The following is an 18,956-nucleotide window of genomic DNA, read 5'->3' as shown; positions in this document are numbered from 1 at the left end:
GCCCTCGGCGTACAGCGGTATCCAGACGTTGATGCCGCTCCGCCCTCACGCACGAGGTGACTGCATGCCCACCAGAGCTCCGTTCCGTCCTCTCACGCACGCTCGCGGCCCGCCCCTGCCGCCGCGGCGACGTCCGCGAGCGCCCTTCCTCGGAGGCCGTGATGTCCTCACCAGACCTGAACAAGCTGGCCCCTGACACTCAAGTCCTCGTCAGTCCGATCTACCTTGCAGGTCCCGGTTCCCGCGCGACAGTCCTCGACGTGCTCGACCACGCACCCGGCTGGACCAAGACCACCCCGTTCGACAACACCGATACGTACTACACCAGCCCATGCCAGCGCGTTCGTATCGCCAACACCGCCAACAGCTACTTCGGCGGCTGGACCATCACGTACGCGGAGGATCCTCTCGGCGTTCCGGACTGGATCACCACCTTTGACCGGGGAACACCGCAAGAGATCGTGGCCGGCTTCGCATCAACACTCGTCGACAGCCTGCCGAGCAACTTCCGGGACTACTTCAGCGACGGCCCGCACTACTCCGGCGACAGCCACGAAGACGTGTTCCGCCGCCACGACTGGCAGCTCGTGCGCGGCAGCCGTCCCTACTGGAACATCGCCGCGGACGGCCACGCAGGAGTCCGTACTCGTAGCGGCTGGATCCACGAGTACGACGAGCTGGTCTCCCCAGCCAATTCCATGTGGCGGTTCTCCGGTGGCGCGGACCCACGTCTCACGCCGAGCTGGCGAGCCTTCCTCACTCGCACCACCCTCCCGCATCTGCGCGCAGCAGCCGCAAACGTCATCACCAGCAGCCGGCCCGTCGCCCGACGTATCGACGAAATCCCGGAACTCCACCGCACGCTCGTGAACATCCAGGTGCCGGAGTCAGCGCCGGCCTCCCTGCTCAGTCAGGCCGCCTTGGAGCGCAGGTCCTCCGGGCAACAGCCCACAAGGTCAAAGACGACCGCTGCCCCAGCCCACTACATGCTCGATCACGGCCGATCCCGCCGCCATCGATAGATCCTCAGGACGCCACACTATGCCCCCACACGCACTCGACGGCGACTGCTTTGTGTCCCCGGTCTACCTGGCCGGCTCTACTCACACCGGCGACCCCGCCCTACAGCCCCTACTCGCCTGCGGCTTCTTCCTCACCGGCGACGAACTTGGCAACGTCTACGTCAACTCACCAGATCAGCGCCTGCGGCTCGGATACATGCCAGAGGGAGCGGACTACACCCTTTGGAAGGTCACCGCCCACCGACTCCCATTCGCGGAGCCAGAGTGGACGGCAACCTTCGATGCATCCACCCCCACGGAGCTGGTCACCGTCTTTACCTCGACGCTCGCCGACCTCTACCAAGGCGACGCGAACACCACACTCTTCAACCCAGGCCGCACGCCCCAGAACGGCTGGCGCCCACTGGAAGACACGGGCTGGCGGCACACCACCCACCAACTCACCAGGTTCCTCACCGCTCCTGACGGGCTGGCCGGTCTCACCTACTCGGGCAGGCAACTGCCTCGCTGGCACGAACTCATCGGTGAGCGACAGCGCTGGCTGCTGTGGGGCGGCGAGGACGGGTACCTGGATCGCTGGTACGCCACCTTCACTTCGAGGACGCCTACATCGCTCATCACAGCCACAACCACACGTCTGGCCAGCCCGGATCCTGTACTTCGCTATGCGCACGAAATCCCCCGCCGCAACCGTTCCACGGCGCGCATACGGCCCCTACGGCCGCAGACACCGACCCCGTTGGATGTACATCGTGCCGCTGCGGCCCGCGCCCACTCCCGTGGCCGTGCAGCCGTTGAAGCTGGCCCCCGCTCCCCTTCGGTTAGTCCCGGCTTCGCCTCGCCCACGAACGTCCACAGGCAACGTACTGGCACCATGCGCACCTGAACCGTCAACTCGCAGGGAAGCGATGGCTCCTTCAGAGGGAGTGTCGACACATGGGCCCAGCGAGCTCCTCGCCCGGCTTCACGGCAGAGGATCGGCAGTAAGTTCACGGTTCGCCCACAGCAGACCTGTTCTGCTGCTCTGGACTGGAGACGAGCCGCACGAGCATGCCAACGTACGAGCGGTTCGAAGAGCGGCAGGCCGAACAACGAATTTCTGTGCCACCGCATGTCGGATCACGTCTGTCCGTACGCGCGCTTCTCCCCACCCTGGAGGTCTTCTTGTCGAATCGACTCACCGTTGGACAACTACTCCGCGAGCTCCAGGAACTCGACCCGGATCGCGCCGTCTACCTTGCGATCAATCCCGACTGGCCATACGCGCACCACATCGACTACGTCCTTGAGGGCCCTCACCCATCCGCGACGGGTCCCGTGTACCTGGCAGAGGGTGGCCAAGCGTGGGTATTGCCCTCGGACGTGCGCGCCCAGCTCGGCTGGTCCTAGCCAAGAGGCGGATGCCGTCGACGACGAACACTGCCGAAAGCTGCAAAGCAGGGCGTCTCAGCGGCCGTGGGGCAGTGGAGGCAGTGGAGGCAGTGGCTCGGATTACACCTCGTCGTGCTCGTGCGCGCGCCCGCCCCGCCAATGGATGAGCGGCGAACCCCCGAGCACCATCCGCTCCGCATCATCCAGCCCGGCCCGGCGCATGAACTCGATCAAGTCGTTCTCCTTGTGCGCCAGGCCGAGTATGGCGCTGCCGACCGTAACCCGACGGCCTCCGGTCGATGACGGCGGGTGCACGACTATTTCTGGTGCCACACAGCCACCATGCCGCCGAGATCTGCGATTCGCGAGTCAGCATCACCGTTCATGCAGGGCGCATCGCCCCCCTTCGGTGCAGTTCTGCCCGCTGAGTAGCGCGCGCTGTTGGCCAGCCAGGACCCACGACAGATGTAGCAACCAGAGTCGCAGGTCAGGACGGCCGGGCCACTTCGCGAGCTGCCGGTAGGCCGGGGTCCGCTCCTGCATGTCATGAGGAAAGTGTCGCGATAGCAGGGCCAGAAATCTTCGGCGGAGACAGTCTTGCCATGAAGACGGCAGCATCGCCGCGCTCCTGCCTTGCCCAGATTCTCCCAGACTCACAGGAGGGTAGGGGTACCTCTCTGGCGGCACGGAGTTCCATGCTGCACCGGTCTTCTTGACGAGAGGGGCTGTCGGGCGATGTGTGCGCCATGTAAAGATCAGTGGCGCACATTAGTCCGATGAGAACTGGGGGGGAAATGGCGGACACGACAGCTCCGTTCGAGGCATCGGCGTCCGCGGTTGGTTACGTATACCAGCTCCGTAAAGCCCTTCATTCCTGCGTCGACCAGCACGGCCGCGGGCTGGACTGGTGCATCGCCATCGAAGCCGGCGACGACGTCGAGGAAGTCGTCGAAGGCGGCAGGGTCCTGTACCAGCTCAAGCACCGGGGCGCCGGCATCACCATGTCGGACTACAGCACGGACCTGTGGAAGACACTGCGAATCTGGGCACACGGGATCACCAACAAGCAGCTGGAGCTGGACGAGACGGACCTGTTTCTACTGACCACTGCCGACCTGACGGCCGGTTCCGCCGGTTATCTCCTGCAGCCTGTCGCCTCCGGCATCAGGGACGAGAGCGGAGCGCTCAAGGCGCTGGATGCGGCCCGGAAGGCTTCCACCAGCAAGGACAACAAGAAGGCGTACGAGGCCTTCGATCAGCTCTCAGCTGACGAGCGGCGCGACATGCTGGCCCGAATACAGGTCATCGGCAACGCTCCGGATGTCGACGAGGTAGAGCACTTGTTGCTGGAACGAGTGGTCTCCGCTGTGGGTCATGCCTACGCCAAGCCATTCCTGCAGCGCCTGGAGGGCTGGTTCTACCAACGCACGATCCGGCAGCTGCGCACGGACGAGATGGATGCGATCACGGGCGACGAGTTCGACCAGATCTTCACCGACCTACGCAATCAGTTCCGTCCGGAGAACCTGCCCATCGACGAGGACATCGCCGTCCTCGAACCCGATCCGTCGGACTACGCGAGCATGACCTTCGTCCGCCAGCTGGATCTGATCGACATCGGCAAGACCAGGGTCGGCATCGCGGTCCGCGACTACATCCGTGCCTTCACCCAACGATCCCGATGGTCGGACGACAATCTGTTGCTGCCCGGAGAGATCAGCAAGTACGAGCGCAGACTCGTCGAGGAATGGCAGGACCTCTTCGCGGAGATGGAAGACGACCTGGGAGCCACGGCGACGGACGCGGAGAAGGTGTCGGCCGCGAAGGAGATCTATCGGTGGGCCACGCGTGAGGCACGGCCACGTATCCGTATCGGATGCGACGAGCCGTTCGTCTCCAAGGGCTCCTTCCACATCCTCGCCAACGATCTACAGGTGGGCTGGCACATCGATTTCATGACGCGGCTCATAGCCGTCTTGGAGCCCGCAGGAGCAACCCAGTCGTGAACACGCTCACTGAATTCAGCCGGGAAGAACGTGCCCTGTACAATCCGGCGTTCACCGCACTCATCACCTGCCGTGCCGTCCAAGGCCACGAAGTCCAGTACAGCCGGCCATGCCCGATCGCAGTTGCCGTACTGTCCGCCGTAATGGCCCTCCAGCCGGCCGTGCGCCGCACCCTCCCGAGAACCCTCAACAGCGGGCTGAATCGTTGGCTGGAGGAGAACAAGGGCGTCAAAGTGACCATGGCGCAGAACGCCACCGCGTTGGCCGCCGTGGTCCGCCCAGGCTTGCTCCTGGCCCTGCAGAGCAACAGCCTGCGCTGCGACGAAGAAGGCCAGCTCACCGTGGCGCCGGGACGGCTCACCAAAGCGATCAACAGCGCGACGGACGAAATCCAGGCCATCCAGAAAGCGGCCCACTTGCTGGGGCGCTGGCTCCCCAGCACGGGCAGCCTCAGCACCGTCATGACACTGCTAGGAGTCCGGCCTTGACGTTTCAGATCAGCGCCATCTCGATCTACAACGAAGACGGCCGTATCCGCACCGTCCCCTTCAAGACCGGCAAGCTCAACATCATCACCGGCGACTCGCGGCGCGGAAAGAGCGCTCTGCTGAACATCGTCGACTACTGCCTGGCCAGCAAGGACTATGTCATCAAGGGCGCGGCCCTGCGCAACTTCGTCCAGGTCTTCGCCGTCACGCTGGTCAAGGGTCAGCAACAACTGTTCGTCGCACGCCCCGCCCCAACGGGCAAGGCCGCCACCGCCACCACCATGTGCATCATCTCCCAAGCCCTTGGTGCACCGCCGCCGCAGCCCTCCGAGCTGTCCTTCTCCACGCCGCTCGACATAGCCAAGGATGTCCTGTCGGAATTTTCCGGTATCGACAGGACAGTGCGAATTCCGGCTGTCCGCAGTGCTACCCCGATCTCCCCATCGGTGCGCCATGCACTCTTCTTCTGTCTGCAGAAACAGAACGAGGTCGCCAACCCGGACCTGCTGTTCCACTCACAGGGCGAGGAATTCCTGCCGGCGACAATCCGTGCGATGATCCCCTACTTCCTCGGTGCAGTCGATCCCGAACAGGCTCTACTGGAAAACCGGCTCCGTCTGCTGCGCCAGGAACTCGCGCAGATGGAAACGGCGGTGGCTGCTGCCCGCAGTCTGTCGCCAGCTACCGGGCAGGCACTGGCCCTAGTGACCGAAGCCATCGAGGCAGGTCTGCTGGAACCGTTGTCGCCAGAGGAAACGACGGCAGAGAGGGCGTCGGAGCATCTGCGCCGCGCTGTCGCCGAGGCCACCCCCACGCAGACGCCTGAGGCCGGAGAAGATCCGGTCGCGGCTCTTGTAGAGCAACGCCGGGAACTGCGCGAGCGGCATGGACGTGCGCGCGCTCGCATAGCCAATCTAAAGCGGGCCGCACGGGAGAACAGCGATTTCCTCGTCCAGGCGGCAGAGCAACACGCCCGTCTGGCCACGCTCAGCCTCTTCACTCCTGCCGACACTGCGGACCAAGAGCCGCGCTGCCCGGTGTGTGACAGTCGTCAGCCGCAGTTGAGCCAGGTCGCAGAGGTCATCAACCGTGACCTCGGCCGACTCGACGCCGACATGACCGTCATCGGCAGCGACACCCCCGAGATCAACGCTCTGATTGCAGCGGAGGAAGGCACACTCCAGGAGATCCGCAACGCTATGAGCCGCAATCAGGAGCAGCTGGATACGCTGACCGCTGGCCAACGCGCCGTGCAGGGCCAGGGGGACGCCGCGCGACGTGCCGCGCTCGTCCAGGGCCGCATCAGCCTCTTCCTGGAGACGGCCGGACGCCATGTACAAGGGCCTCAAGTCGTAGATAGGCGCGAAGAAATCCGCGCGAAGATCGCAGAACTTGAGGAGACCATCGGAGCCGGATCACGAGATGATCGGCTCAACAGCTTCGTCTCCCGGATCAACACGAAGATCAAGGACAAGGCCGTCGCTCTTGACCTCGAACACATGGAGTCGCCCATCCGCCTAGACCCGCGAGGTCTGACCGTGGTCGCGGACACATCGCGCGGACCGGTCCGCCTGGCCGACATGGGTGGCGGAGAGAACTGGCTCGGCTACCACGTCGCCACCTTGCTCAGCATGCACGAGTGGTTCTGCGAACAGCGAAATCCCGTGCCCCGTCTCCTTATCCTCGACCAACCGTCCCAGGTCTATTTCCCCGAAGACGCACCAGACGGCACCGCCTTGGCCGGACCCGACAGAACTGCCCTACTCAACCTCTATAAGACGATCCAGGACACGATCGAAGCCCTTGACGGAGACTTCCAAGTGATCGTGATGGAGCACGCAGACCTAGACGATGAACTCTTTCGCAGTTCGGTCGAGGCACGTTGGCGACGCAGCAACGGCCAGGCTCTCGTACCCCAAGACTGGATCACCGAAGATATCGATGACGACTGATGGTTCCGCTCGATCTTCGTGCAGTGCTCAGTTCCACCGCCATCAAGCGGTGTGTCTCTGGCGGCTGTTGGGGCAAGGACGGCAAGAGACGAACGCACTTACCGCCGCTGCCTGGAGTAGCACCACCAAACAGCACTTCAGCCACCGAATCGCTCATGATCGGTCGGTAGGGCCCCTGCGGTTCACCCGACTGAAGCTCCACCGCTGGTGGCTCCACTCAGCAGCCCGTCTTTCAGTGTGGGACCGGGACGGCAAGATGGAGCCCACCGATAAGGCCTGTCAGTTCATGTATTCAAGCGCGCACGCTACTGGGTAGAACGAATCATCACGGTGAGCCGCGGAGATGCCGGTGACGGCTGGCTGTGGCCGATGTCCTCGTACCCCCACGACCGGTACAGGGCGTGCACCTTCCCGTCCCCTGCCGCCTCGTTGACCATGAGCGTGACGTACGGCTCTTCCCGACCGGCCAGGAGCTCGTCGTGGATGCGGCGCGAGACCCCCGTGCCTCGCCAGCCCGGGCGTACGCCGATCTCCTTGAGGGCGATCGCGGGCCGTGCCGTGAACTTCTCGCCCGGTGGCGGGCTGGTGCGCTGCCAGTAGCGGTCGCCGTCCTCGATCCGGTTGCCGTAGGCGTAGCCGACCGGGTGGCCGTCCTCGTAGGCGAGCACGGCCTTGAAGCCGGGTTCCGTGCCGTGCCGGTCCAGGCGTTCCCCGAAGGACGTGACGGCGTAGTTCGGTAGGTGCAGGAGTGGGGCGCGTACTTCGGCGTACACATCGAGCAGGTCGCCGCGGGCAGCGTCCAGGTCGGTGAACGTACGGAGTTCGATGGCGGGTGCCGAAGTCATGCGGTGGGCCTCCATGCGGCGGTGTGCTCGGTCCAGTTGTGCACGCTGGTGCTGCCCGGTGCGGTGGCGCGCAGGGCAGCGCTGAACTCTTGCAGCATGCGGGAAACCCTCGCGTGCTGGGTAGCCGCTTCGGCCGGCACGCTCATCGCGGTGTGCGTGGCGGCCTCGACATCGCCTTGGGCGAGTTGGGCGTGCGCCAGGCGGCTCGTCGCGATGGCGCGGGAGCGGCGCATGTGGGGTCGCAGGGCGACCAAGCATCGGTGCGCGTGGAACTCGGCCGTGGCCCAGTCTCCTGCGGCGAGGTAGGCGCTCAGGGCGAGCGAGTGCAGCTCTGCTTCGTCGTAGAAGGCGGTGAGCCAGACGGGGCGGCGGTCGTCCGATGCGCGCGCGAGTGCTTCCTGGGCCTGGTCGAAGGTGCGGCGGAGGTTGCCGCGCTCGTGGGCCACGCCCTGGATGGCCATCTGCCGGGCGATGCCCAGCGAGGCGAACATCGGGTCTCGGCGGTTGATGTGGAGGCTGCGCGCGACGTCGTTGGCCGCGCGGGCGTCTGCGGGGCGCCCGAGGTGCCGGTAGAGGCTGCCCGCGTGCGACCAGATGCGGAACTTGATCGCCTGGTCCCCCGACAGCTCGGCGAGCGTCTGTGCTTCGCGCATGTGGGTCATGGCGTCCTGGAAACGACGACCGTCGATCGCCGCCCACATCGCCGAAGACCGGAACGACGCCGCCGCGGCGTACAGATTGGACCGTACGCGCTGGGTGGCTGACCCGGAGTTCTGCAGGTTCAGGGCTTCGTCGGCCATGCGTGCCGCGCGCTGCTCGATGTCGCGCTGACCGCCACGCTTGTGATCGCTGGCGATGACGGCCGAGAACTTGTCCTGCAGCCCCTGGACGTCACTCATGCCGATCCTGCGTGTTGAGCTGTTGCCGGGTGCGGCGGCGGCTACGGCAGCAGAAAGCGTGCCGGCGACCAGCGTGCGACGGTGCATGGGGTCCTCGTCCTCCTGCCATGGGGCGGCCGTGGACGAAGGCCGGCCCCGTGGCATGAACCCTAGTTCCATTGCGTCGCGGCCGGTGACGTCCTCCAACGCCTTGCGCGTAGCAGCATTGGGCCACTTCACTCGCCCGGACCGCCAGTCCCTGACTTGCCGTCCGTCGCATCTTCCATGCCGCCCAGTGAGGCGCTCCAGGGCCAGATTTACCGCGTTCGCAAGGCTATTGGCGCTGTAGCCGTGCTCGTCCATCCACGCCTCAAGGACCGCGTTGCGCGTGGTGTCCATGCCCGCACCGTAGCCCCGGCACGTACGCATCGTCAGGTAAATGGGGAGTCAAAAGCCCCTAGGTTGCGCTCCTGAGTGGCGGCCCACATCCCCTAACTCTGAGCACCTGTAGGGGAGTTCTGTATGGGGCAAGGCGCGAAGAGCCGCTTCTCGACGACCGCGCGACACCCTGACGAGCAGGAGCCCCCACATGACCTCCTCCCATCGCCGACCGGGCTATATCGCCACGGTCCGCAGCCGTCAGCCGCACTCCCCCCGTTCCGCCACAGGGCAACGGCCCCACGCGTGCCGGTTCCGGGATGGTCGCCGACCACCGACGCAGTCGCGTCTCTGCGGCCGGCTACTCCGGTCCGCTCGCCACCTCTGGAGGGGACACCGATGATCACTGATACCTCCAGACTCGCCGTGGCGAACCCTGCGTACGCCCACCGCGCCTTCGAGGCTGCGTTCGTCCCCGATCCTGCGTTCGTCAGCTCCTGTCGACGGATCACGGCCGTCATGCTGCGCCTGTGGGAGGTTCCCGAACCTGCGGTTGAGAACGCAGTCCTCATCGTGTCCGAGCTGGTCACGAACGCCATCGAGCACGGTGGAACCGAGACCGCGCTCCGAGTGCGCCTGTCACCGAACGAGCTGCACGTCGAGGTCAGCGACGGCAGCTCGAACCCGGCGGTGCTGCAGACCCCCGCGGACAACGACGAATCCGGGCGCGGCCTGTACCTCGTCGCGCTCCTCACCGATCGTTGGGGAACCAGCGACTGCGGCACGACCACCTGGTGCACGCTCCGCCTCCCGACAGGGAGGACTTGATGACTACCGCGACCACCACCTGGCCTGAGCGTCCCCCACTCCCCCTGCGGGAGCCGGACTTACGGCGGGTCATCAACGCACTGGCCCGCTCACTCGCGGACGACCGCATCAGCGACACGATCTATGACGCCCTCAACGAAGCCTTCGACGAGGCAGCCAATCTCACCCCCGAACAGCTGCTGCCACTCGCCAACGCCTTGCGCAGCGCGGCCCGCCAACTCATCCACATGGCCCCGTACCGGACAGTGTTCTGCCCCGCCGCACAGCTCGCTCACCTGCGTGACCTGCACGACGATCACCCAACCCATGAGCACGCTCTCTCGTACGTTCGTCGCTTCGCCGTCGCCATCAGCGCGCTCCTCGACGAGATGGAGGAGGACGCATGAAGAACCTACGTTCCTGCCCACGAGGTCCGCGTGAGCGCCTAATTCCGTGCGCTCGTGTGCGTGGATGCGACGAGATGGCGACGGCTGCCCCACTCACCCCGACTCCTGTCTGGCGGCCTGACGCCTAGCCAGGCCGCCAGACAGGCACCAGCTCTCGAGGCCGACGGCCTCCCCCGGCCTCGGGCATCTCCTGCCCCATCGCACGACCGTCCGCCAGCGCACCTCCCCCACAGCTCTCCACACGTACGGACTCCCCCCTGATCTCCGGAGGTCTCCACCATGCCCTTGCCCGTCGAGTTGCCCACCCCCACTGTCCCCGAAGGCCGCGCCGACCAGACGGCGCTGCGCAACTTCGCAGCGCTACGCGGGCAGTTGCGTGTGTCGTTCACGCCCCACTGCAACGCCGCCTGCTGGTTCTGCCACAACGAGGGCGACGTGCCACCCCCAGAGACCCGCCGCGACCGCACTCACAAGCCCCGCGCGAGGCAGTTCGACGCCGACGCATTCGTGCAGACCATCACCAGCCTCATGGCGTCCGGCCTCAAGCGCGTGTACTTCACCGGCGGCGAGCCCCTGACCTCCCGCTGGGCGCGACCGGTCCTGGAAGCACTCCCGGAACCGGCCGCGGACGCCTCGTACACGCTCATTACCAACGGGATCCTGGTCCGCCGCAATCAGGAATGGCTCGCCCAGACACCTCTCGACAAGGTGAAGGTGTCGCTGCACTACTTCTCCGACGAGTCGCTGCTGGAGATCGCGCAGGTGCCGCAGGGCATCGGCGTGATCCTCGACGGGATCGAGGCCGCCCGCGAGGCCCTGCCGCGTGTCGAACTGAACTGCCTGATCCAGCGGCAGAACGCGCACGAGGTCCGCGCGATCCTCGACTACGCACTCGAGCGCCGCATGCCGGTGCAGTTCATCGAACTCGTCGACACCAGCTACAACCAGCCCGGCGCGTCCGCCGCCGTCTCCGCCGACGGCGTCATCCGCTACCTGCGCACCCTCACCAGCGACGAGCACACCGAGATCGCCGGAGTCGGACAGGGGCGCCGCGTGTTCCGCGTCGACGGCATCGAGATCGACGTCATCCACCGCGACCTCGGCCGCCACCACGTCGGCCAATGCGGCACCTGCCCGGCTCGCTCCCAGTGCATCGAAGGGTTCTGGGCGCTGCGCGTCGACCACGCCGGCGGGCTCCAGCCGTGCCTGCTGCGCGACGACCTGCGCATGGACCTGCGCCCCCACCTCGACGACCCGCAGGCCCTGTCCGCGGCCGTCGCCCGCCATGTCACCGCCTTCACAGAGGGAACCCTGTGACCCAGCCGCTGCCCGTGGCGTACCAGCCGCGCACGTACGAGTACGACGGCCCCGACCAGCCCTTCATCGTCCTGGAGGGCGTCTCCGGCATCGGCAAGTCCACCCTGGCCACGCGCCTCACCCACAAGCTCCAGGCGACCGGCCTGCACACCCTGCCCCGGCCCCACAACGACTGGTCGAAGGACATCAACACCCGGCTGTCGCCGCTGCCGCAGCTCTGCTTCTACCTGTCCGGCCTCCTGCACGCCTCCGACCGAGTGCGTTCCTCCCTCAAGGTGAGCCCGGTCATAGCCGACCGCTACGCGTCCTCCGTGCTCGCCTGCCACGCCGCCGTGCACAACATCGGCATCGAGCAGGTGCGCCAGCTCGCCGCCCCGTTCCTGCCCTACCTGATCCAGCCCACCCACACCTTCTACCTGCACTGCTCGGAGGAGACGCTGCGCGCCCGCATGCGCACCAAGCGGGACCTGAAGCAGGACGACACCGACCTGTTCGAAGTCCCAGGCCGCCTGAAGCAGTTGCTCTTCAACTTCGAGGCCGCCGCCAAAGAAGACCCGAGCGCCGTGTGGATCGACACCGAGGGCAAGAACCCCGACCAGCTCGTCCACGAGATCACGCAATCCCTGGAGAAAGTCCGTGCTTAACCCCATCGACGCCGCGGCCGTCCTGCGCGACGGCCGCGCCGCCGGCCTTCACCCGTCCCAGATCCACCCGGGTGTCGCCTGGTGGCTCGGCGCATGTCTGGTCGTCACGCTGGAGGCAGACCAGGTCGCCGTCGCACACGACGGCGGGAACCTCGGCACCGAGTACGCCCGCCGGTTCGTTCGCGGCGCGATCAACGCCCGGCACTACCGATGTCACGTCACCTTCTTCGTCGAGGCGACCAGCCGGGAGACGCTGCTTCAGCAAGCACAGGAGATGGGCGGGATGCCCAGTGCTCACATCACTACCAGCGCGGCCGGCGAGGTTTCTGTCGCCTTGTTCGACGCGGAGGGCAGACCCCTCACCGAGGAGTCGGGCCTCGCTGCCATCCGAGGCCTGATCGAACACGATCGCGTCCCCATCCCCGTCAACGACAGCAGCCGGGGGACCTACGAGATCAGAGGAGAGGAGGGCAACGCATGACCATCGACGCCACCAAGGTCATCACCTCTGGCACGCCGATTCTGTTCGTCACCCTGGACTCGCTGCGCTATGACGTCGCCGCCGCGGCGCTCGAAGAAGGCCGCACGCCTCAGCTCGCCCAGCTCCTGCCGGGCGGGCAGTGGGAGCGCCGCTGGACGCCCGGCACCTTCACCCTGCCCGCGCACATCGCGTTCTTCTCCGGGTTCCTGCCCAAGCTGCCCACCCCCGAGCAGCCACCCCGGCTGTGGGAGTGCCGACCACCCGCCTTCAAGACCGTGGACCCGCGCACGTTCGTCTTCGACGCTCCCAACCTGCTGTGCGGGCTCAACACCCACGGATACCGGACCGTATGCGTGGGCGGCGTCACCTACTTCTCTCGCGAAACGCCGCTCGGCAGCGTGCTGCCCGACATGTTCGACGAGGATCATTGGCGTCCCGAGTTCTGCTCGCCCGACCCGGACTCCACCCGACACCAGGTCGAGCACGCGCTCACGCTCGCCAAGACGCGCACCGCGACGTTGTACCTGTTCATGAACGTCAGCGCCACGCACGTCCCCCACGGCCACTACCTGGGCCACAGCGCAGACACCGCCGCCTCCCAAAAAGCCGCCCTCGCCTACGCCGACGCTCACCTCGGCCGCCTCATCACACAACTCACCGCAGACGAACCATGGCTGATCATCTTGTGCGCCGACCACGGCGATGCCTTCGGTGAGGACGGCTTCCACGGACGCGGCATAGCTCATCCCGTCGTCACAACCGTGCCTTACTCAGCTTGGCTGGCCTGACCGCTACGCTCTCGCTCCATGAGCGATGCACCCATGCGTGACGCCTCCGTGGTCGTAGCGATCGACGACATGAACAAGGTCGCGATCCTCAGTGCCGACTTCCCCGATCACGGGGGCGAGTTTCTGTTCTTGCCCGGCGGCCGACGCGAGGCTGGCGAGGATTCGGAAGCATGCGCGCGGCGTGAGCTCAAGGAGGAGGCAGGCGTCACCGCGGCATCCTGGGCCCACCTGGGTGGCTACGCCATGACGCTCGCCTCAACCGCCAGGATTGATCTGTTCCTGGCGAGCGGCCTATCTCTCGGGCCGCAGGAACTCACCGACAGCGAGCAGGACTTCAAGCTGGATTGGTGGCCCCTTGACGCAGCTCTCGCTGCCGCCGAGAAGGGCCGCTTCCTGCTGCCCGCGGGGCCACTCGCCCTGCTGCTCGCCGCCCGTGCCGTTGCTTGACCGCCCACCTAAAACTCACCACGTCGCCATCCGTGATGAGGGGGGTTCTCCTCGGCCTCGACGACGCACGGTGCGTGCGCGAGGACGGTGACCACCACGACGCGGCGGAGAAGGCCCTCACGGTCTGGCAGGGCCTTCCGGACGGCAAGAGCGTCCTCGGGCCCGCAACGAGCTGATCCGCGACACGCTCCCCGGGCTGCCGCTGCCCGCCTGGGGACGACCGCAGGACGTGGAGAGCACCACTTGCCAAGCGAGGATGCTGTCTGGCGAGCCCCGATAGGCCTAGCAGACACTACTTCCGCGCCACGGCCCAGACCAGGCCCATCTGCGTCCGTCCACGTAGCCAACCATCAAGCACCATGCTGTTTGGCCTCCGCTGCCGCTGATGTCATCCGCCATCGTTCGGCTCCCGCTTCAGAAGGCGTTCCTCAAAATCCCGACCTCAGATCTCCCATGGAAAGGATCAGACTCTGGGGCCTATTTACTAGTGCAGGCACATGTAGACCTCACGGTAGACGTACGACCCGGAGACCCAGCCCGTGACGCCGGTGGCCTTGTCGGTGATGTAGTGCCAGTTGCCGTGGGTCTTGCGGACGGTGAACTTGTGGCCCTTGTAGAGCACACCGCGCGCCGTGGAGTTGCTGGTCGCGTGGGCTCGGATGGTCACGGCCTTCGCGTGGACCATCCATGGTCCACGACGGTCGCAGTCGCCACCGGGAGACGGCGAGACTGTGGGGTGGGACGGTGCGGCGATGGCGCTCGTGGCGGAGACGACGGGGGTCGCGAGTGCTCCGAGGATGGCGACGGAGGCGGCAAATCGGGAAGTGCGCATGCGGATTCGACCTCTGCGTAGAGATGAGAACTTGCCTAAGCAGCCGCAGGCGGTTGCCGTGCGGACTACGGGCAAGAATCCGGAGGATCCGCGGTTTCTCGCGACCGGTGATTGCGTGATAGCTTCCGCGCGCTTTCGGCTTGGAAGGCACACGAGCCCGGACTGCGAATCGAACCGTTCACGAGTTTCGACAGCACCGACCGATGCCGGCGGTCTACGCACGGCGAAACGTGATTGGGGGTAGCCGCAGAGCTGCCTTTGTCCGATGATCAGCGGATGCATCCGCTAAAGCACGGCTACACCAACCGCACTCTCGCCGACGGTGCTGTCGTGGAGAAGACCTACGAGGGCCCCGATGCTGAGCTCAGGCTCCGTCGTGAGCACGCACTGCTGACCCAACTGCAGGGCCGGGTTGCCCGTGCTGCCGGTGCGGGCAACGACCGCGGCCACGCTTACTCTTGGCTTCCTGGCCGGTGCGCCCGGCCAGGAACTTCTGGGTGCCGGTCAACCAGAAGCTGTTTTGGCGAGCTGTGGAGAGCTGCTGCGCCGTATCCACAGAACTCCACCGAGCGTGTTGCCAGAAGACACGCAAAGCACAACCAAGGTGCTTGTGCACGGTGACTTCGGCCCCAACAACGTGCTGATCGATCCCGACACCTTCAAGGTCACCGCGGTGGTCGACTGGGAGTTCGCCCACCTCGGGGATCCGGTCGACGATCTGGCCTGGTGCGAGTGGATCGTCCGCACGCACCACCCCGCGCTCCGCGCTGCACTCGGTCACCTCTTCCGGGCGTACGGCGGGGAGGTACCGCCCTGGCCTGTCCGCAGGGCGGCCATGCTGACCCGGTGTGAGGAGCTGCGAAAGTTCTGCGACCGATGGGAGCCGGACGGTCCAGGTGTAAGGCTGTGGCAGAAGCGCGCCGCCGCAACACCGGACTGGCAGGAGTAGTCCGGGGTCCGGCCCCGGCGAAGCGGACCGACACTGTGACACACCACTTGCTCTGGAAGCGCTGCCGGTTCTCGTGAACATCGAACACCTGGTTACTTGAGTACCTCCCGAAGTCATGAACGACTGCTGCCGACACTCGTGAAAAAAGCCACAAGGGGGATGTCTTGAGCACTCACATCGCTCCCCAAGCATTCGTAAGAATTCCTTGAAGGCACAGGACTGAGTGACTACACGGGACGCGGCTCGGTGAAGTATGTACCAGCAAGGGAGCCGTCATAGCCCATGGCCTGCGCACCTGCCTCCAGGCTTGGATGACTCCGGCCACCAACGTCAATCATGGCTTCGTAGTCCGCGCGGGTCAGCTCGGGCTCAACCCATTCGTGGGCGCAGCGGCAGCGAATGCGGATGGTGCTGCGGTCGCAGATGACCATCCAGTCACGTCGCGCTCCGCAATTCGAGCACATCACCGGGATGCCCGTGACGCGGATTTCCTCGGGGTGGTTGGTGGCACGCAGGCGGATGATGCCGTCCCCGAGTTTGGTCTCCTGCCGCAGGCGCAGCAGCAGATCCTCGGGGCCGGTATCGGGCGACGCAGCTGGTCTGGGTGTCTGGATGTTCTCGCTGAGCATGGGCCTTGCTCTCCTCGTTCTCTTGTTGACCAGCCGTAACAGGTTTTGACCGACGCAGTCCAGCCCTTTGGTGTGCCGTCAGTTCCGGTGCCCGGGACGGCGGGGATGCTCTGTGTCAGGACGCGGCGTTGCGGTCCTTATCGGGACGTCGGTGAAGTGCGACGGTGCAGATGGTTGCGCACGGGGCGCCGCCGTAGGTGGTGGCGTTGGTGTGGCGGGCAAGTGGGCGATGCGGCGCAGGCGCCACACGAGGACGTCGGAAACGCTGTCAGCCGTGACCAGCTCACGCCATTCAGCGGCTTGGCGGAGGAGTTCCTCTGCGTGATGACCTGCCTGTTCGGCCTGTTCCAACGTGGCGGCGAGGGCGCCCCAACCGGGCTCGCGGCGAACGGAGTCGACGTGTTCGGGCAGGGCCTCCTCGATGGTGCGTGCATAGCGGTCTCGTTGGGGCGTGGGGAGTTGACGACCACGTTCCCGCATCACGGACATGGGCGTGGTGGCGGCAATGCGGTAGGCGGCGCGGAGATGCTCGGCGGCCTGACGGGCGGCGGCGGCTTGCTGGGCGTGGCCGCGGGCCGAGTGCCAGCGCATCGCGGCGACGGAGGCGAGGACCAGAGTGGACAGGAGCATCGCGGTGGTGCCACCGTCTTCGCCCTTACCGAGGGCGTTACCCGCGTGGATGATGCCGCGTGCGGCTGCGCGCAGGGCTCGATGGTCCGCGTGTTCGGCGCGGATGTGGGAGCGGGTTGCTCGTTCGAAGGCGCGGGCGGCTTTGGCGAGTTCGTCGCGCGTTGGGGTGGATGCCGTCTGGGCGACGGCGTCCAGGAGCGTGCCGACTCCGACGAGGTGTGCCGCCCCGCTGGCGCCCTCTTGGCCGGCGAGTTGAGTGACGGCCTCCTCAACGACAGGCGTAGCAACATGGCGAGCATGCGCTGGACCGGCGACGAGACCCGCTGCCGAGGACAAGTCCTCTTCAGCCACACCGTCCTGCAGCCGTCGGCGGATCTGCGGCAGCGAGAGGTCGGGCGCGAGACGCGAGCCGGGGAACCAGATCGGCTCTCCCATGCGATTGCGGTCACCTGGCAACGCGACCTTGTAGCCGAGGGCATCACCGGAAGGCCCGCGGCGAACTTCGAGGCGGAGTCCGGCCTCTGCAAGGCGATTGAGAAACTCGGCTTCGTCCGCGGCTCCAGCGAGTGCCTGGCGGACGCGTTCGCGGAGGGTTTCACGAACCGGTTCGCGGCGGCCGGTTCGTTCCGCCTTGGCACGTTCAGCGCTGGTGGGCCGCTGGGCGGCAGTGCGGTCGCCCTCGTTCAGGACCTGCAGGCCCCACTCCTTTTCGATCTTGCGGCATTTGGCCTGGGCTCGGATGCCGTCCTGGTGACGCCGTGGGCTGCGCCCGTCCTCACGTTTCAGGGTGGCGACGATGTGGATGTGGTCGTCGGCGTGGCGGACGGCGACCCACCGGCAGGCTTTGTCGTCGCCGTACTCGGCGATGCCGGTGGCGTGGACGATGCGGCGGGCGACTTCGGACCACTCGTCGTCGCTGAGGTACCGGTCCCCGGGAGCGGTGCGGACGGGGCAGTGCCAGACGTGCCGGGCCGGACGCTGATCCTCACGTACTGCGAGGACCGGGAGGTCCAGCGCGTCGGCGAGTTGCTTCAGCGTGGCAGCTGATTCGCGTCCTGGATCGGGGGCGAGTTCCGGTATCCAGGCGGTCACAAGGTGCGGGTCGATGTGTTCGTCTCGGCGGCCTGGGCCGTAGAGATAGGCGAGGAGGCCGTACGTACGGCCTCCGGTGGAGATGTCTGGGACCACCGCCTTTACCGCCGGGCCAGCTCGATGGCAGCGGCCTCGACGCGCGCAGCCGCGCGCAGGACACGTGCAATCGCGTCGTCCGCGTACTCGGCGTGGCCACCAGAGTTCAGGACGCGGGCCACTTGGTTGAGGTTGTTGCCGACGCGGGCTAGTTGGGCACTAGCCGTCATCAGCTCTTGGACGCGACCTCGCTGACCCAACAGCCAGGTTTTCGGACCGCCTTGGGCCTGAGCGACAGCGACTGCGGCGTCCGCGATGAACCCGGCGTCCTTGAGGCCTACGTATTCGGCTGCGCGGTGGACGAGTTCGAGTTCGTCGCGCGTGAGGCGGACGCTGCGGACTTGGTCGCGGTAGATGCTCTGGCGCAGGCGTGGGCGCGTACGTACGGGGGCGTCGTCGCGGTCTTCTCCGCCCGGCTGCGATCCGCCCTCGGTCGCAGCCCCATCGTCCGACGCCTCCTGGTGCCGGGCCTCCCCCGCCTCCCCTGGGGCGGGGGCAAGCCCTTCCGAAACTCCTCCGCTGCCCGTGGCTGCGGAGGAGTTTCGGAAGGTACAGCTTGCTCGGCTTCGTGCCGGGCAGCATCCCTCGCGCAGCTCGGAGGGGGTGCGGGAGCTCTCGCCAGCTGTCATCGGCGCAGTCCGGGAGCAGTTCGGCGTACATCGCGCAGGACGTCGATGACGAAGTCCATGGCGAGGGCGGGGTGGTGGAGAGTGAAGGGCCTGCTCTCGAGCGTGCGTTGCACCGTCCAGGCGCCTTCCGGGCCTGGTTCGGCGCGGTACAGGTGACCGTATTTCGTGAGCACGCTTATCCAAGCGTTGGCTTCGGCGCGGCTGGCCGGTGTGGTGCGCATGGGGGGCGTCTCCCAGGATCGAGTGATTGGGCGGCAGGGGCGGGGCG

At 66.3% G+C, this 18,956-nt stretch carries 21 protein-coding genes; 14 read left to right on the top strand and 7 right to left on the bottom strand.

Going from position 1 to position 18,956, the window contains the following annotated elements; translation table 11 throughout:
- Window positions 1-161: 161 nt before the first annotated feature.
- The 5 genes from ACY34M_RS22985 (at window position 162) to ACY34M_RS22965 (ending at window position 6,839) form a co-directional block, all read left to right on the top strand.
- Window positions 162-1,022 (top strand): SPDY domain-containing protein, encoded by an 861-nt coding sequence (locus ACY34M_RS22985; RefSeq protein ID WP_462719906.1) that lies wholly within the window; start codon window positions 162-164, stop codon window positions 1,020-1,022.
- 19 nt (window positions 1,023-1,041) lie between these two features.
- Window positions 1,042-1,908 (top strand): SPDY domain-containing protein, encoded by an 867-nt coding sequence (locus ACY34M_RS22980; protein WP_462719905.1) that lies wholly within the window; start codon window positions 1,042-1,044, stop codon window positions 1,906-1,908.
- 1,279 nt (window positions 1,909-3,187) lie between these two features.
- On the top strand, window positions 3,188-4,399 hold the full coding sequence (locus ACY34M_RS22975) for an ABC-three component system protein (protein ID WP_462719904.1): 1,212 nt from the start codon (window positions 3,188-3,190) through the stop codon (window positions 4,397-4,399).
- Window positions 4,396-4,887, top strand: a complete 492-nt coding sequence (locus tag ACY34M_RS22970) for a three component ABC system middle component (protein WP_462719903.1) — start codon at window positions 4,396-4,398, stop codon at window positions 4,885-4,887. Before ACY34M_RS22975 ends, ACY34M_RS22970 begins: the two co-directional genes overlap by 4 nt.
- Window positions 4,884-6,839 (top strand): DUF3732 domain-containing protein, encoded by a 1,956-nt coding sequence (locus ACY34M_RS22965; RefSeq protein WP_462719902.1) that lies wholly within the window; start codon window positions 4,884-4,886, stop codon window positions 6,837-6,839. The genes ACY34M_RS22970 and ACY34M_RS22965 overlap by 4 nt, the downstream gene beginning before the upstream one ends.
- A gap of 305 nt (window positions 6,840-7,144) precedes the next feature.
- Here ACY34M_RS22965 and ACY34M_RS22960 read toward each other — a convergent pair whose 3' ends face one another.
- Both ACY34M_RS22960 and ACY34M_RS22955 read right to left on the bottom strand, forming a co-directional pair.
- Window positions 7,145-7,684, bottom strand: coding sequence for an N-acetyltransferase family protein (locus tag ACY34M_RS22960; RefSeq protein WP_462719901.1), 540 nt, complete (start codon window positions 7,682-7,684; stop codon window positions 7,145-7,147).
- Window positions 7,681-8,961 (bottom strand): XRE family transcriptional regulator, encoded by a 1,281-nt coding sequence (locus ACY34M_RS22955; RefSeq protein ID WP_462719900.1) that lies wholly within the window; start codon window positions 8,959-8,961, stop codon window positions 7,681-7,683. The genes ACY34M_RS22960 and ACY34M_RS22955 overlap by 4 nt, the downstream gene beginning before the upstream one ends.
- Before the next feature lie 378 nt (window positions 8,962-9,339).
- Between ACY34M_RS22955 and ACY34M_RS22950 the strand changes: the two genes are divergently transcribed.
- The 8 genes from ACY34M_RS22950 (at window position 9,340) to ACY34M_RS22915 (ending at window position 14,007) form a co-directional block, all read left to right on the top strand.
- Window positions 9,340-9,768 carry an ATP-binding protein gene (locus tag ACY34M_RS22950; protein ID WP_462719899.1) on the top strand — a complete coding sequence of 143 codons (429 nt, stop codon included), beginning with the start codon at window positions 9,340-9,342 and terminating at the stop codon, window positions 9,766-9,768.
- On the top strand, window positions 9,768-10,154 hold the full coding sequence (locus ACY34M_RS22945; RefSeq protein ID WP_462719898.1) for a hypothetical protein: 387 nt from the start codon (window positions 9,768-9,770) through the stop codon (window positions 10,152-10,154). Before ACY34M_RS22950 ends, ACY34M_RS22945 begins: the two co-directional genes overlap by 1 nt.
- Window positions 10,155-10,433: 279 nt before the next feature.
- Window positions 10,434-11,471 (top strand): radical SAM protein, encoded by a 1,038-nt coding sequence (locus tag ACY34M_RS22940; protein ID WP_462719897.1) that lies wholly within the window; start codon window positions 10,434-10,436, stop codon window positions 11,469-11,471.
- On the top strand, window positions 11,468-12,115 hold the full coding sequence (locus tag ACY34M_RS22935) for a dTMP kinase (RefSeq protein WP_462719896.1): 648 nt from the start codon (window positions 11,468-11,470) through the stop codon (window positions 12,113-12,115). The genes ACY34M_RS22940 and ACY34M_RS22935 overlap by 4 nt, the downstream gene beginning before the upstream one ends.
- Window positions 12,108-12,596: a hypothetical protein gene (locus tag ACY34M_RS22930; protein WP_462719895.1), complete on the top strand. Its 489-nt coding sequence runs from the start codon at window positions 12,108-12,110 to the stop codon at window positions 12,594-12,596. The genes ACY34M_RS22935 and ACY34M_RS22930 overlap by 8 nt, the downstream gene beginning before the upstream one ends.
- Window positions 12,593-13,384: an STM4013/SEN3800 family hydrolase gene (locus ACY34M_RS22925; protein ID WP_462719894.1), complete on the top strand. Its 792-nt coding sequence runs from the start codon at window positions 12,593-12,595 to the stop codon at window positions 13,382-13,384. Before ACY34M_RS22930 ends, ACY34M_RS22925 begins: the two co-directional genes overlap by 4 nt.
- Before the next feature lie 18 nt (window positions 13,385-13,402).
- Complete coding sequence (locus tag ACY34M_RS22920) at window positions 13,403-13,831, top strand: NUDIX domain-containing protein (RefSeq protein ID WP_462719893.1); 429 nt, start codon at window positions 13,403-13,405, stop codon at window positions 13,829-13,831.
- A 35-nt stretch (window positions 13,832-13,866) separates the two neighbouring features.
- Window positions 13,867-14,007, top strand: coding sequence for a hypothetical protein (locus tag ACY34M_RS22915; RefSeq protein WP_462719892.1), 141 nt, complete (start codon window positions 13,867-13,869; stop codon window positions 14,005-14,007).
- Window positions 14,008-14,315: 308 nt separating this feature from the next.
- On the opposite strand, the gene ACY34M_RS22910 is transcribed toward ACY34M_RS22915, so the two are convergent.
- The gene (locus tag ACY34M_RS22910) at window positions 14,316-14,663 is read right to left on the bottom strand and encodes an SH3 domain-containing protein (protein WP_462719891.1); all 348 of its coding nucleotides are present in this window, start codon (window positions 14,661-14,663) and stop codon (window positions 14,316-14,318) included.
- 604 nt (window positions 14,664-15,267) lie between these two features.
- Between ACY34M_RS22910 and ACY34M_RS22905 the strand changes: the two genes are divergently transcribed.
- The gene (locus tag ACY34M_RS22905) at window positions 15,268-15,612 is read left to right on the top strand and encodes a phosphotransferase (protein WP_462719890.1); all 345 of its coding nucleotides are present in this window, start codon (window positions 15,268-15,270) and stop codon (window positions 15,610-15,612) included.
- Window positions 15,613-15,839: 227 nt separating this feature from the next.
- Here the strand turns inward: ACY34M_RS22905 and ACY34M_RS22900 are convergent, their stop codons facing one another.
- From ACY34M_RS22900 to ACY34M_RS22885, 4 genes are all read right to left on the bottom strand, one after another.
- Window positions 15,840-16,241, bottom strand: coding sequence for a hypothetical protein (locus ACY34M_RS22900; protein WP_462719889.1), 402 nt, complete (start codon window positions 16,239-16,241; stop codon window positions 15,840-15,842).
- A 78-nt stretch (window positions 16,242-16,319) separates the two neighbouring features.
- Window positions 16,320-18,059: a relaxase/mobilization nuclease domain-containing protein gene (locus ACY34M_RS22895; RefSeq protein ID WP_462719888.1), complete on the bottom strand. Its 1,740-nt coding sequence runs from the start codon at window positions 18,057-18,059 to the stop codon at window positions 16,320-16,322.
- Between the two features lie 5 nt (window positions 18,060-18,064).
- Window positions 18,065-18,229 carry a plasmid mobilization relaxosome protein MobC gene (gene mobC, locus ACY34M_RS22890; protein ID WP_462719887.1) on the bottom strand — a complete coding sequence of 55 codons (165 nt, stop codon included), beginning with the start codon at window positions 18,227-18,229 and terminating at the stop codon, window positions 18,065-18,067.
- 455 nt (window positions 18,230-18,684) lie between these two features.
- Window positions 18,685-18,909 carry a hypothetical protein gene (locus ACY34M_RS22885; protein WP_462719886.1) on the bottom strand — a complete coding sequence of 75 codons (225 nt, stop codon included), beginning with the start codon at window positions 18,907-18,909 and terminating at the stop codon, window positions 18,685-18,687.
- Window positions 18,910-18,956: the final 47 nt, after the last annotated feature.

The sequence above is a fragment of the Streptomyces sp. EDA2-14 genome (genome assembly GCF_054963755.1).
Note: the sequence above shows the minus strand (reverse complement) of the source record. Positions and strands in the feature narration are given on the sequence as shown.